This is a genomic window from Streptomyces rishiriensis (assembly GCF_003112535.1).
Lineage (GTDB): Bacteria > Actinomycetota > Actinomycetes > Streptomycetales > Streptomycetaceae > Streptomyces > Streptomyces rishiriensis.
The window spans coordinates 77,555-91,102 of sequence record NZ_BEWA01000010.1; the positions used below are offsets into that span (position 1 = coordinate 77,555).

At 68.6% G+C, this 13,548-nt stretch carries 11 protein-coding genes; 9 read left to right on the forward strand and 2 right to left on the reverse strand.

All coding sequences use genetic code 11. The annotated features are described in order from the left end of the window. The first annotated feature begins 700 nt into the window (after nt 1-700). Nucleotides 701-1,453, forward strand: coding sequence for a DUF2637 domain-containing protein (locus Sri02f_RS17960; RefSeq protein ID WP_109002316.1), 753 nt, complete (start codon nt 701-703; stop codon nt 1,451-1,453). Nucleotides 1,454-1,627: 174 nt separating this feature from the next. Here Sri02f_RS17960 and ectB read toward each other — a convergent pair whose 3' ends face one another. After that, nucleotides 1,628-2,917: a diaminobutyrate--2-oxoglutarate transaminase gene (ectB, locus tag Sri02f_RS17965; RefSeq protein WP_109002317.1), complete on the reverse strand. Its 1,290-nt coding sequence runs from the start codon at nt 2,915-2,917 to the stop codon at nt 1,628-1,630. A 65-nt stretch (nt 2,918-2,982) separates the two neighbouring features. Beyond that, nucleotides 2,983-3,429, reverse strand: coding sequence for a hypothetical protein (locus Sri02f_RS17970; RefSeq protein WP_109002318.1), 447 nt, complete (start codon nt 3,427-3,429; stop codon nt 2,983-2,985). 1,125 nt (nt 3,430-4,554) lie between these two features. On the opposite strand from Sri02f_RS17970, the gene Sri02f_RS17975 reads away from it, so the two are divergent. From Sri02f_RS17975 to ssuE, 8 genes are all read left to right on the forward strand, one after another. After that, nucleotides 4,555-5,244 (forward strand): AfsR/SARP family transcriptional regulator, encoded by a 690-nt coding sequence (locus Sri02f_RS17975; RefSeq protein ID WP_159106721.1) that lies wholly within the window; start codon nt 4,555-4,557, stop codon nt 5,242-5,244. 1,068 nt (nt 5,245-6,312) lie between these two features. Continuing rightward, nucleotides 6,313-7,338 carry a methyltransferase gene (locus Sri02f_RS17980; protein WP_109002320.1) on the forward strand — a complete coding sequence of 342 codons (1,026 nt, stop codon included), beginning with the start codon at nt 6,313-6,315 and terminating at the stop codon, nt 7,336-7,338. 38 nt (nt 7,339-7,376) lie between these two features. Beyond that, on the forward strand, nt 7,377-9,062 hold the full coding sequence (locus Sri02f_RS17985) for an amino acid adenylation domain-containing protein (RefSeq protein WP_109002321.1): 1,686 nt from the start codon (nt 7,377-7,379) through the stop codon (nt 9,060-9,062). Further along, nucleotides 9,059-10,267, forward strand: coding sequence for an acyl-CoA dehydrogenase family protein (locus Sri02f_RS17990; RefSeq protein WP_109002322.1), 1,209 nt, complete (start codon nt 9,059-9,061; stop codon nt 10,265-10,267). Before Sri02f_RS17985 ends, Sri02f_RS17990 begins: the two co-directional genes overlap by 4 nt. 109 nt (nt 10,268-10,376) lie before the next feature. Then, on the forward strand, nt 10,377-10,946 hold the full coding sequence (locus Sri02f_RS17995; RefSeq protein WP_109002323.1) for a hypothetical protein: 570 nt from the start codon (nt 10,377-10,379) through the stop codon (nt 10,944-10,946). A 40-nt stretch (nt 10,947-10,986) separates the two neighbouring features. Next, nucleotides 10,987-11,217 carry a hypothetical protein gene (locus Sri02f_RS18000; protein ID WP_109002324.1) on the forward strand — a complete coding sequence of 77 codons (231 nt, stop codon included), beginning with the start codon at nt 10,987-10,989 and terminating at the stop codon, nt 11,215-11,217. Between the two features lie 26 nt (nt 11,218-11,243). Continuing rightward, complete coding sequence (locus Sri02f_RS18005; protein ID WP_159106722.1) at nt 11,244-12,911, forward strand: alpha/beta fold hydrolase; 1,668 nt, start codon at nt 11,244-11,246, stop codon at nt 12,909-12,911. 94 nt (nt 12,912-13,005) lie between these two features. Next, nucleotides 13,006-13,539 (forward strand): NADPH-dependent FMN reductase, encoded by a 534-nt coding sequence (gene ssuE / locus Sri02f_RS18010; RefSeq protein WP_109002326.1) that lies wholly within the window; start codon nt 13,006-13,008, stop codon nt 13,537-13,539. Nucleotides 13,540-13,548: the final 9 nt, after the last annotated feature.

Below are 13,548 nucleotides of genomic sequence, written 5' to 3' on the forward strand. Positions count from 1 at the left end.
TTCGTGGTTCTACTGGAGTCGACCGTGGGCACGAAGCCGCACCACCGGCCGCACCACGAGTGCCTGGTGCGCAGGCCTGGAGCTCGGTGAGGGCTGCCCTCACCGTGTCCGCGCAGAGGGCGAAGGCATCCCGTGGCGAGGGCGGGCACCAGCTGTTCAGAGGCGCCGCGTCGTCGCCCGCAAAGGGGTCGGCGGGCGGCGCGATTTCCTCTTCGCCCGTGCGCAGCGCCACCTCGGAAGTCACCTGCCTGCCGCTCCGGTGAATCCGAGTACAAGCCTCTCGGCTCATAAAGTGCGAAGTGGGATACGTAGGACTTGATCAAGGAAACCTCACCCGTACCGGGGTCGCGATCACTCCTCTGCGCGCGCACCTGGAGGAGTCAGGGCGCCGTTAGCGGGATATGACAGAAGCGACGCCTCCCGGTCTCCCTCGACGCAACACCAGGCCGGGCAGTGCACCTGTGGCCCCTGATCTGACAGTGAGGAAATGCGCTTGGACGTCTGGTGCGACTTACTCGGCGCTTGGGGCGCAAGGTACCCCAATCGGGGACGGTGCATGGGTCGAACATCGTATTACCGAGCCTCTGTTGAGTGATTTCCTCGGGCTGCTGGAGGCGATCCAGGAGGAACTCAATTCTCGGTGGAACGTCCAGGGGAACTCTGACCTTAACGCGAACAGTGCGTGACGGAAGAAAATCCCATGAATCATGACTACGTGAATCCTGCGTTTGCGCAACGTGAGTGGTACTCCTATGGAACGGGGAACGGCTGGAACGGGGGGTTCGACGACAGCGTCCACGCAGGGGTTCCCCTGACTGAACCCAGCACAGGGGGCTGGGACCCGGTCGAGGAACTTGCCAATCTCCTGCAGGAACCCGTGCAGGCGGAGCATTCGGCAAGGGTGCCGCCGCTTCGCAGGGAGCCTCCGGCCGGCGTCGACTTCAGCGACCCTCTGGAGAGCCTGGCTGCTCAGCTACCGCCTCCCCGACGCACTTCTGCCGGGCACCGGAAGATGGAAGTTCGAAAAGCCCGGCTCAAGTGGTTGCAGACCGGCAGCGTCGCCCTCGTCGCCCTCGTCGCCGCCATTGTGGCGATGGTCAGCGTCTTCGGCGGCATGGTGGCCTACAAGCCGCTGCAGAACATCACGTCCGGAACAGGTGTCGGCATCGCACCGTCCTGGCCTCTTCTCGTGTACGGCCCGTGGATGGTGGCCTCTCTGTCCATTCTGCGCGCTGCCTTGCATCAACGCCGAGCGGTCCACTCGTGGTTCATCGTTCTGCTCTTCTCCTCCGTCGCGATAATGCTGTGCGTAGCACAAGCACACAAGACCTTCACCGGAATCGCTGGAGCTGCTCTGCCCGCCCTCGCATCTCTCGCATGCTTTCAGCAACTCGTCCGGCAGATCACCCTGACCCTGCCACCACGACAGGCCCTGCGCCGCCACCGGCAGTGAGCCCTTTTCCACTCGGTTGAATGTCGCTCTGCCCAGTCCCCGCTCCGCCCAGCCGCTGTTCGGCTCCTGCTGGAGGTGGGCGCCACGACCGCGCCCCCTCCAGTAGGAGCCGGACGCGGCCCCCCCGGGACTTCTTGTCGCCGATGGGCTCGTCCAGCATCACGGCTCGGGAGTTCAGGCCGACAGCGCCGTCTCACGCACCGCGCATGTCAAAGCGTTCAGGCCCTCGTCGAGTTCGCTGAAGGTGGCGGTAAGAGGCGGCAGCAGCTTGACGACCTCGCCGTCCGGGCCGGAGTTCTCGACCAGGAGGCCGAGTGCGAAGGAACGGGTGGTGACCCGCGCCGCGCGATCCGCGTCGTAAAACTCCAGGCCCCACACCAGGCCCCGGCCTCGGAACTCCTTGACGTCGTCGGGATGTTCGGCCTGGATCTTCGCCAATGTGCGTTCGACCTGCTCGCCGTGCAGCAGCGTCTGCTTCTCCAGTTGGTCGTTCGTCCAGTAGGCCTCGAGCGCGGCCGTGGCGGTGACGAAGGCCGGGTTGTTGCCTCGGAAGGTGCCGTTGTGCTCGCCCGGCTCCCAGATGTCGAGTTCTGGTTTGAAGAGGCACAGCGCCAGGGGAAGCCCGTAACCGCTGATGGACTTCGAGACGGTGACGATGTCGGGAACGATGCCCGCCTCCTCGAAGGAGAAGAAGGCGCCGGTGCGGCCGCACCCCATCTGGATGTCGTCCACGATCAGCAGCATGTCGTTGCGCCGGCACACCTCGGCGAGTTCACGCAGCCACTCGGGCCGGGCCACGTTGACGCCTCCCTCCCCCTGCACGGTCTCGACGATCACGGCGGCGGGGCGGTCGAGTCCGGAGCCCTTGTCCGCCAAGAGCCGCTCGAACCATGCGAAGGGAGGGGCGTCGCCCAGATAGCCGTCGTAGGGCATGGGGACGCTGTGCACCAGTGACACACCCGCGCCCGCCCGTTTGAAGGTGTTGCCGGTGACCGCGAGCGAGCCGAGGGTCATACCGTGGAAGGCGTTCGTGAACGACACGACCGTCTCACGGCCCTTGACCTTGCGGGCCAGCTTGAGCGCCGCCTCGACGGCATTGGTGCCGGTCGGGCCCGAGAACATCACCTTGTACGACAGTTCCCGCGGCCGCAGGATCACGTCCCGGAAGGTCTGCAGGAACGTGCGCTTGGCCGCGGTCGACATGTCCAGGCCTTGGGTGACCCGGTCACGTTGGAGGTAGTCGATCAACGCCCCCTTGAAAAGGGGGTTGTTGTGGCCGTAGTTGAGCGAGCCCGCACCGGTGAAGAAGTCGACGTACGCGCGGCCCAGTTCGTCGTACAGGTATGAACCGCGGGCACGGTCGAAGACGGTCGGCCAGCCGCGGCAGTAGCTGCGGACTTCCGACTCCAGGGTCTCGAAGACGTCGTCCTGATCGGGTGCAGCGACCCGCTGATGACGGTCCATGGCACATCCTTGAAGGAGCAGGGGAGTGGACGGGTGAGCTCGAAGAGGCGGGCGGACACGTGACGTCAGACGGCGGCTGCGAGGTGACGGAGCCAGGCGGATGTGGGCCGGGCGACGACCCGGCCGGGGGCTCGGCTGCGGGCGGCCAGGATCTCCCGCAGGAGCGCCTCCCTCTGGTGCAGCGCGCCCGGACGGCCGGTGAGGGCCCGCCGCCACACACGGGTGATGTCGAGCGGGCTGAGGTCGCCGGAGCGGTACGACGCACGGCAGTGCAGCAGAACGCCGCCGTTTTCCTCGGGAAGCGGTGTGGACAGGTCGACATGGACGGAGGTCTCGGGAAACTCCACCGTCACAGCGTCCTCGTGGCACACGACCTGAAGGGCCTCGGCCAATCGGCTGTCGCCGATGATGAGGGCGTATCGGAGGGCGAGGCCGTGCCGCTGCACGGCGCTGCCCTGCCGGTGCCGCCGGGCCTGGCGGCCCGCACGGGGTGAGGTTCTTTGATCGGGCATGGTGCGCTGTCTCCTGCCTACGGGCCGTCTCCCGGGTCTCGCGGCGGACGAGGGCCTGCTGGTGACGACGGGCTGGATCTCCGAGGTCCGGGTGAGCCGGGTACGGGGACGGGCTGACGTCGGGGCCGCCGCGCTTCCCCCCGTGGACGGGCTCCGGGTTTCCGTCCTCGCAGCGAGCGGCCGCTTCCCGTGTTCGCACCCGACGACCGCATCGGCTTCCCCGAGGATGCCGCGGTTCAGCTCGTCGAACCGCACATCTCCTTTCACCCCGACGGACCGATTGCGGTCTCACGGAACGTACGCAGGCCGGCCGTCCTCGCATCCAGGCAGTCTGCCGATGTGCCGAAAGCCGCCTGTCAATGTGACGTTCACATTGTGGACTCCTTCTGGCGGGCATTCGCCCGGAGATGGCGTTGATCGGGTCGACGAAAGTATGGCAAAGGGCGCTCAAGAAACTGTTGGAGAAAGCGTTGAATCGCAGCTCGGAGGTGCCTGGTGCGGGGTTTGTGGCGGCCGTCGAGGGCGACCCGTGGTCGTTACAACTGTGAAACCGTGCGGTTTCGTCGACTGTCGGTGCAGGGACTGGTTTCGGCCACGCGCATGGCTTGCGGCTCGCCAGCCCAGATTGCGCCAAATCGTTGTCTCGCGGCTGGAGTCGCACCCTGTCGCCCCGGTGACGGTGCCGATGAGCTGCTGCGAGGGCGGGAATGCTTGGTTCCCCTGGTGATTCCGGGCCGTGGGGCAGGACCGCTGCCCTGGTGACATTTGCCGCACAACGGTTATAACGGACGTGCGCTCTTCGCTGTCACACGCGTTGTATGCAAAGGTCGTTCGTAGCTTTAGCGCCAAAAGGACCCTGGGTGCCCTTGGTTTACCTGCAAACCACTGTGTATGTTTCTGCTGCTTCGTGAATCTGGATGGGTCACCGGCATCTGCATCAGAAATGGGGGACTGATGGATCGCTCGAAGCATTTGGACGAACGAATTCCGAGGCCGCTGGTACGGGAACGGCAAGCGAATCAGATGGACGCGGCGACGGTTCAGGGAAGGGTTCTCGGCCCCTTGCATCTGGGCGCCTCCGGGTCGGATGAAGGCGTCTCGATCGCACCGAAGGTTCGTACGGTCATGGCCATGCTGTTGGTCCATGTCGACCAACTGGTTCCGGTCCACGCCTTCATGCGCGAGCTCTGGGGAGAGCGGCCGCCGGCAACCGGCTTGCGGACCCTGCAGACCTACGTACTGAACTGCAGAAAAATTCTGTGCACGATCACCGGTCGCTCACCCGCCCATGTCGCACGGGAGGTCCTGGTGACCGGAGCGGGGGGTTATGGGCTGAAGAGTGCTCATATCTGCCTGGACTGGCTGGAGTTCCAGCGGCTGAAGAACCTCGGGACCACGGCACTGGAAGAGGGTGAGAGCGCGACGGGGATCGAACTGCTCGACGCCGCCCTGGCGCTGTGGCGGGGCGATGCTCTGGTCGACACCCCGGAGGGGCCTGTACTCCATTCGAAACGGCGGTTCTTCGAGGAGTCCCGGCTCGACGCCATAGCGATACGGGCCGAGGCGCAGATCAAGGCCGGCCTGCACCAGCGGGCCATCACCCAGCTGGCCGCAGTGACCACCGAGCACACGCTCCATGAGGGACTCCAGGCCCAGTACGCTCGCGCACTCGCGCTCGGCGGGCGCAGGGCCGAGGCCCTCGGCGTGCTGCGCACGCTGCGCACCCGGCTGGTGAGCGAGATCGGGATCGAGCCCGGCGCCCCGCTCAGGGAACTCCAGCTGGCCATACTGAGTTCGGAGCCCGGCGCGGTGTGAAGCCCCCCCGCGGTGGGTCACGGGCGGCTGCGGAGCGGAGGGCAGTGATCGCCGCGCCGGCTCCCGTGGGGGCCCCGCGGCTCCGATGAGAACGGTGCCGGCCTCATGGCATCAGCCGGCCCCTACACCGCCAGGCGCACTGGGTGAGGCGCCCGGCGCCTTGGAGACGCGGATCGGCGAGGCGGTCCGCAGCCCGGCGAGCACTCGGGCCTGCGGACCGCCTGCGCCGTCGCCGCTGAGGGGGCGAGCCCGGCAGCCCCGGGCTCTTCCTGACCGCAAGTACGGTGTTGCCGCCGTACGACTGAGCGGTTGTCGGTCTGGTCGGCCGCTCCTTCACCAGGGCGCGTGAGTCACCCGGCCGATCTGCGGCGGGGTCGGCGGTGCGGCACCGTGCAGGCAGCACGGTCGCGGCCGGACGAGCTGGTGAACTCCCCGACGGAAAGCGTGCCCGTGGAATCCGTCCGAGGTGCCCGAGACGGTCGTCCGAGTTGAGGCGCCCGCCCCCGCACGGCCATCAGTCGGAGGGCATTGACGACGCGGCCGTCATGCCTGTCCCTGCGGGTACCAGAAACAGCAGGGACGGGAACCGAGCGGCCGTGCACCGTGATCCTTTCGTCGTGGCGCACGTACTCGTCACTGGGAGGACCGGCTTCCCCCATCGCCGAGGCCCTGCCCGGCACGGACCGGACATGCCCGGCCGTTGACAGCCCTCGGACTCACGTGATGAGTCCCGGCCGATCACGAGAACGACGGAGCCCTGTCCCGCCCCCTCGGAGGCTGTCCTCTCTTCGCCCGTCGGCCTTCAGACATCCAGGACAGGCCGACAAATGCCGTCTGAACTGCGCCTCTGCCATATCCAGGCTCAACGTTGAAGGCTTCTGGGGCTGGTTCCCCACAAGATCTCGACGGGGGGCTGCGAGGCTGAGACCGCAAAGGCCCCGCGACGGGGGCGCCGCTCGCATCCGCCGCCCGGAACAGGCCCGACGGGCCGGACGCATCCGGCCGACACGGCGCCGATGGGGAGCAGACCGGTGAGGCCTGACCATGAACGAGCAGGAGGGCGTGGATATGACCACGCATAACGCGACCGAGAGCGAAGCGGGTCTGCAACTCGTCGAGTTGATGACCGGCTTCTGGAAGGCACAGGCCGTCTACATGGCGACCGAGCTGGGCATCGTCGATCACATCGCCGCTGCGGGCCGGATCCCCGCAGTCGACCTGGCGCACCGCACCGGCACCGACGCCGACGCCCTGGGACGGCTGCTGTTGTTCCTCGACAGCCTCGGTGTGGTCGACGGCGACGAGAAATGCGGCTACGCCCTCACCCCTGTCGGCGCCTTGCTGCGCACCGACGCTCCTCACTCGATGAGCGACCACGTCCGCCTGCACGGCTCGTACTTCTACCAGGCGTGGAGTGCTCTGTCCCACTCTCTGCACACCGGACGATCGGCGTTCACCCGTGTCTTCGGCAGCGACCTGTTCTCGTACCTGCACCAGAATCCCGACGTGGCGCTGACATACGAACGCGCCATGACGGCGGGCGCCCCCTTCTTCGCCGAGGTCGCTCACGCCTTCGACTTCTCCCGCGCACGTCGGATCGTGGACGTCGCCGGCGGGAACGGAGCACTCATCGAGGAGATCCTCGACGCACATCCCGGCCCCCACGCCGTACTGTTCGACGCACCCGATGTCCTCGAGGAGTCGGCGAACCGCCGGATCGCCACGGTGCACGCGGACCGATGCCGGCGAATCGCCGGAGACCTCTTCGAGGCGGTGCCCGACGACGGTGACGTCTACCTCCTCTCGCGCATCCTGCACTGCTTCGACGACGAGGCCTGCCACCGGATCCTCACGAACTGCCGCAGCGCGATGGCCCCGAACGCCCGACTGGTGATCGTGGAACGCATCCTCGCCAAGGACACCGGCTCCTCGCTCGCCCAGGGCTACAACCTGCACATGCTGGTAGTGCACGGCGGCGGCCGCGAACGGGACGAGGCGCACTACCGCGCTCTTCTCGGACAGGCCGGGTTCGCCGTGGAATCACTGCGCCGGCTGTCACTGGAGACACATCTCCTCGTCGCGGTGTCCAGCTGACCCCTCATCACCCGCCACTGACGGACCCGGGAGAGACCTTGAACAGCCAGGCCCCGTCCACGCGCCTCACCGCCGATCCCGCTCCACAGCCCCGGCCCGAACTGCCCCTGGCGCCGGGCGCGGTCCCCCGGGCACGAGAACTGGCCCTGCGTAACCCGGTAGCGCTCGACACGACGACCGCCCTCCTCGACCACGTCATCCGGCACGCCCGGGTCCGCCCGGACGCCTGTGCCGTCTTGGACGGCGAACGCACCCTGACCTACGGGCAGTTGCTCGCCAGGGTCGCCTCGGCGAGAGACGCGCTGTACGCCCGGGGGGTGCGGGCCGGTGACCTGGTCGCCGCCGTCGGCCCGCGCAGCGCGCACACCCCGGTCGTCTTCCTGGCTCTGGAGAGCCTCCTGGCGTCGTATGTGCCGATCGACATGAGCTGGCCGGAGAACCGTGTCCGTGACGTGCTCGACCGCAGCAAGCCCGCCCTGTTGCTCGACTACTCCGGCCGCGCAGCCTCAGCCGCGCGTTCGGCCGCCGACGCCGAGGGGCTCGGCACGCTGAGCCTGCCGACAGAAGGCAAGCCCGGCCCCGTGGACCACGAAACGTACGGCGACCGCGGCGGCGAGACCCGGTACACGATCTTCACCTCGGGCACGACCGGCCGCCCGAAAGGCGCCGTCATCGAGCACCAGGGCCTGCTCAACCATCTGTGGTCCAAGACGGCCGACCTGTCACTGGGGCCCGAGGACGCGGTGGCCTTCTCGGCGCCGCTGGTGTTCGACATCTCCATCTGGCAGATGCTCTGCCCGTTCCTGGTGGGCGGCAGGGTCGTCGTGATCGACGATGCCGCCATGCGCATGCCGCGCTGGCTGATCGGCGCCCTGGACACCGCGGACGTCACCGTCGCGGAGTTGGTGCCCACGGTCGTCGGCCGGCTGCTCGACGAGATACGGCGCCAGGAGGGGCCGGCGCTGCCGAAACTGCGGTGGCTGCTGTCCACCGGCGAGGAGCTGTATCCCGCCCTGGCGGAGCAGGTACTCGACACGCTCCCGCACGTGTCCCTCGTCAACGCGTACGGGCCCGCAGAGTGCTCCGACGACGTCTCCCTGCACACCGTGACCCGCGCCGACCTGCGCCGCCCCCGACTGCCGGTCGGCACCCCCGTCGCCAACTGCACCCTCCATGTCCTGCGCCAGAGAGACGACGGCGCCTGGCGGCCGGCCGAACCTGAGGAGAGCGGCGAGCTGTTCGTCGGCGGCACCTGCGTCGGGTCGGGCTACCTCCATGACACCGCCACCACGGAACGCGCCTTCTTCCGCGACCCCTTCGACCCGGATTCCCCGACCTGCCGGATCTACCGCACCGGCGACCTCGCCCGCGTGGAGGACGGGCTCCTGTACTACCTGGGCCGCGGCGACCGGCAGGTCAAGGTCGGCGGCGTCCGGATGGAACTGGACGAGATCGAGGCGGTCCTCAGCCGGCACCCAGCCGTCGAACAGTGCGCCGTCACCGTCTTCGACCAGGACGTCATGAGCGAACTGGTCGCCCACTACACCCTGCGCACCGAGGTGCCGCAGCAGGAACTACGGCTGGCGCTCAGCGCGGCCCTGCCCCCGGTGATGGTTCCGCGCCGCTGGCAGCAGTGGGACACGCTGCCCCTGAGCCGCAACGGAAAGATCGACTACCGGTCGCTCACGGCGGCCACGGCCAGCACCCGGAAAGAGGCACTATGACCACGGCAACGACAGAAACGGCAAGTGTGGCCGAAGGCGCGGACCGGGCCGGCGTCCCTGACCTCGCGGAACGCCTTGCGGCGGTGACCCGGGTCGCCGAACAGCACCTGAAACGCACCGAGCGGGACGCGACGTTCCCCGCTGAGGCGCTGGCGGAGCTGCGCAGCACCCGCCTGCTCGGCCTTCAGGTGCCCAAGGAGGAGGGCGGCCTAGGCGGCACCCTCGGCGACCTCATCGAGGCAGGCCTGGCGCTCGGGCGCACCGACATGTCACTGGGCATGATCTTCGTGATGCACTGCCAGCAGGCCGAGGCCGTTGTGCGGCACGCCTCGTCGCCCCTGCGGGAGGAGCTGATCCCGCTCCTCGCCGAAGGCAAGCTGTACCTGGCGTCAGTGACCACCGAGAGCGGCAAGGGCGCCGACCTGTTCAAGTCCGAGGCGCCGCTGCACGAGGCGGAAGGGGTCCTGGAAGTCGACCGGACCGTGCCCATTTCGACCGGCGCCACCTCTGCGGACGGCTTTCTGATCACCATGCGCAGCCCCTACGCCACGGCAGACCAGCACGTCTCCCTCGTCTACGCCCACCGCCACCAGCTGCACGTGGAGGTCACCGGGCAGTGGAACCCGATGGGGATGCGCGCCACGCACAGTCCGCCGCTGAAGCTCAGCGGACGTATTCCGGCCCACCAGGTGATCGGTGAGCACGGCGCGTTCCACCGCATCGTGCAGTCGGTCTTCGGCCCGCTCGCCCACCTCGGCTGGTCGGCCGTCTGGCTGGGCACGGCCTCCGGGGCCCTGTCGCGAGTGCTGCGGCTGCTGCGCGACCCGGCCGGCCGCAGGCGCTTCGACCTTGGCTCGGAGCTGCTGCTCAGCAGGCTGTCCGGAGCCCGGCAGCGGCTGGAGACCGTCCACGCGCTGCTGCGCCGGACCCAGGCACTGGCCGAGGGCGGGACGGACTGGTCGGTCACCGGTCACCAGCTGCTGCTGAACAACCTCAAGATCACGGCGGCCGAGGAGTGCTACGCAGCCGTCGACGAGCTCATCGACGCGGTCGGCCTCGCGCACGGCTATCTCCAGGACTCGCCGACCCGCCTGGAAAAGGCCCTCCGCGACCTGCGGTCGGCCGCCCTCAACTACAGCAACGACCGGCTGCACCTGGCCGACGGGCGGCTTTGCCTGCTCGACCCGGACGTACGGTTCGCCTGAACACCGGGCGCCTCCGGGGAGCCGGCCGCCACGTACTTCTGTACCCGCACGCGGCCACCCGATCGCGGCCGCACCCACCCACCCACATCTCGCCCTCCGAGGATCCCTCATGCCTGGAAGCACCACCGAGAGCCAGACCCAGAACTGGAACACCGCCCTCAAGTACATCGCAGGGCGCAAAGCGGCCGAGGAATCGTTGGGATTCGTCGCGCACGTCAGCGCAACCGTCCGCGACACCGAGGACGCCGCGGCCGTCGTCCCGGCGGTGGCCCGCACCTGCGTGCCGTTCTTCGCCGGCGCGGTCTCGTTGGACGCCGAGACCACACACGACCGGGCCGTCTTCCACGGCTCGGACGAACTGGCGGCCGTCGTCGACGCGTTGCGCGGACTCGCCGCGGAGACGGGGCAACGGCAGATCGTCATCAGCGAGCACGAGGGGCTGGCCGCCAAGACCGACCCGCGCCACCTCGAACTGCTGCGCGAGGGAGGGGGCGACTCGGCGGTGGTCATCTCCCTCGCCTACCGCGGGCTGTCCGGCGGTCACCTCATCCTCGTACGGCAGGCCGACCATCGCCGGGGGGCTTTCAGCCCCGGGGACTTTGCCCTGGCCTGCGAAGTGGCCGACCGCGTGGGGGCGTTCAACGCGCTCGCCGGTCTGACCGCCCGCTCCGGAAAGTGACAAGGCCGGACCGAACGCCGGACACCACCGAGGAGGGCTGATGGCAGCGACCTGGAACGACGTACGCGATTGGATCCTCGAGCGCAATCCCGACCTGACGGATCTGCAGCCCGAGACCGACATCATCGACTCACGCATCATCGACTCACTGCAGTTCGTCGAACTCGTCCTGTTCATCGAGGACCTGCGCGGCACGGCGCTGGAATCGAACGACGTCAGCCTCGATTCCTTCCGCACCCTCAAAGGCATCGAGCAGACCTTCTTCCAATGAGGCCGACGTCCGTGCGGGGAGTGGTGATGGGCACGAGAACCGAACGATCCCTGGTCATCCAGGGCGATGTCGACAAGGCCGACGACATCGTCGTCTTCCTGCCGCCGGCGGGCACCGTCTCCTCGCCCTACCTCCCGATCGGCACCCTCCTCCAGGACACCCTGCCCACCGTGCACTGCGAGACGCCGGGGCGCGGCCGGCTGGCGAACGAGGAGGCGCCCGGCTCCGTGCACAGCGCGGCCGACCGCTGGGCCGCCGACCTGGCCGAGATCGTGCCGGGCCGTCGGCTGCACTTCTTCGGCCACAGCCTGGGGGCGCTCTACGCCTACGAACTGACACTCCGTCTCGAGTCGCGCCCCCACAGCGAGGTCGGCAGTCTGTCCGTGTCGGGCGCCCGCGAGCCGGGCAGCAGTCCCCGCTCCCTGCTGGCCACCGCCTTCGCCGCGCTGCGGGCCCCGGACCGGCAGGAGGGCGCCGGGGAGCACTGGATGGACCGGGACCTGCGTATGCGGGGCGAGTACCGGACCGCCCATCAGGTGGTGCGGGCCCCTCTGGCCCTGCTGTGCGGTGCCTCCGACCCCTTCGCCACACCGGGCGAGATGGAGCGCTGGAAAGACTTCACCAGCGGTCCGTACCTCGGAATGTTCACCTTCCGCGGCGGTCACGACTACTACCTGTCCGGTGAGCAGGCGATCGCGGACGTCATCTCCCGCATCGTCGGACACAGCCGGCACCCGAACTCAGCCCGCACCCCGAGTGATCCGGCGCGTGGGCCTGCCCTCTCCGGAACCGATCCCTCCCTGCACCGCCGAACGAATGGAGTTTCAGACATGCCGAACGACCAGCAGAGCACGCCTTCGCTCGAGCAGTTGATCGACGTCATCGCGAACAGCTCGGTGGGCATCGCGGTCACCGACCGCGCGGGCGCCGTCGTGCTGCACAACCGGGCGCAGTCCGTGCTGATGGGCGGGGAGGCCGACCACCTCGGCGGCCGAATCCTGCTCGACAGCGCGCAGGACGGCCTCCAGGCGCTGATCGAGCGTTTGGGGAAGGAGCAGCGGGTCGAGAACGTGCAGGTCACCTACCGCGGCAGCGGCGGCGGGAACGAGCACGCCGCCCGGGTGAACGCCGTGCTGACCGGCAGCGGCGACGACGCACGCATCCACTGGGTGAGCCGGCCGGAGCTCAGCGAGCGGCTCCCGATCCCCAACGACAGGACCGAGGACGTCACCTCCGACGCCACGTCCTGGATCCGCGCCGTCAACGAGCGCCCGCTGCCCGCCCTGGCTCCCACCAAGGAACTCGAGGACGTCATGCGCGAGTTCTACGAGGTGGCCCCTGTGGCGATCCATCTGATCGGCGTCAACGGCCAGGTCATGCATGCCAACCCGGCGGACGTGGCCCTCGTCGAGTACACGTCCTCGCCCTCCGACTACGTCGGCCGGCACATCCGCAACATCTATGACGACAAGGGGCTGCTCGACGACTTCCTCGGCCGCTGGGACGAGGACTCGCCGATCATCAACTTCCGGGCCAACTTCCTGACCAGGGAGGGCGCCCCGAAGCCCGTGCTGATCTTCTCGACCGCCCAGGCCGAAGGCGGCAGCGTCACCAACACCCGCTGCTTCGTCTTCAGCGACCCGGAGCCGCAGCGCGCCCGCGACACCATCAGTGCCTTCGGCTGGCCGGCCTGACCCCCGGCGGCCGGGGCGCGGGGCCATGCCCGCGCCCCGGCCGCTGCGCACCCGCTCGGTTTCCCGCCCGGAACACACGACACCAGAGGTGGCTGTGTCTCACGTATTGGTCATATCCGGCAGCCCGTCCGCGACCTCCAAGACCGAAGCCGTCGGCGATCACGTGGCGCGGCGCCTCGCCGACTACGAGTGGCACGCCCGGCACCTCAAAGTCCGCACCCTGCCAGCCGAGCCGCTCGTGAACGCCGACGCCACGCATCCCGCCATCGCCGAGGCCCTGGAACAGGTCTCCCGGGCCGACGGCATCGTCCTCGCCACACCGACGTACAAGGCGAGCTTCTCGGGCCTGCTCAAGACCTTCCTGGACCTGCTGCCCCGCTACGGATTCCGGCACAAGGTCGTGCTTCCCCTGGCCACCGGCGGCAGCGTCGCCCATCTCCTGGTCCTCGACTACGCGCTGCGGCCCGTGGCGCACGCGCTGGGCGCCCGGCATGTGGTGCAGAGCCTCTTCCTGCTCGACGAACACCTCGTCCGGCAGGACGGCCGGCCGCACCTCCTCCCGGAGAGCGCGCGCCTGCTCGACGACGTCATCGAACAGTTCCGCAAGTCCCTGATCTCGGCATCCTGAGCCGGCCTT

Excerpts from the sequence above, each read along its gene's own strand:
- ectB (WP_109002317.1), bottom strand. The coding sequence starts at position 2,917 with ATGGACCGTCATCAGCGGGTCGCTGCACCCGATCAGGACGACGTCTTC.
- Sri02f_RS17960 (WP_109002316.1), top strand. The coding sequence starts at position 701 with ATGAATCATGACTACGTGAATCCTGCGTTTGCGCAACGTGAGTGGTAC.
- Sri02f_RS17975 (WP_159106721.1), top strand. The coding sequence starts at position 4,555 with ATGGCCATGCTGTTGGTCCATGTCGACCAACTGGTTCCGGTCCACGCC.
- Sri02f_RS17995 (WP_109002323.1), top strand. The coding sequence starts at position 10,377 with ATGCCTGGAAGCACCACCGAGAGCCAGACCCAGAACTGGAACACCGCC.
- Sri02f_RS18005 (WP_159106722.1), top strand. The coding sequence starts at position 11,244 with ATGGGCACGAGAACCGAACGATCCCTGGTCATCCAGGGCGATGTCGAC.
- Sri02f_RS17980 (WP_109002320.1), top strand. The coding sequence starts at position 6,313 with ATGACCACGCATAACGCGACCGAGAGCGAAGCGGGTCTGCAACTCGTC.
- Sri02f_RS17970 (WP_109002318.1), bottom strand. The coding sequence starts at position 3,429 with ATGCCCGATCAAAGAACCTCACCCCGTGCGGGCCGCCAGGCCCGGCGG.
- Sri02f_RS18000 (WP_109002324.1), top strand. The coding sequence starts at position 10,987 with ATGGCAGCGACCTGGAACGACGTACGCGATTGGATCCTCGAGCGCAAT.
- Sri02f_RS17990 (WP_109002322.1), top strand. The coding sequence starts at position 9,059 with ATGACCACGGCAACGACAGAAACGGCAAGTGTGGCCGAAGGCGCGGAC.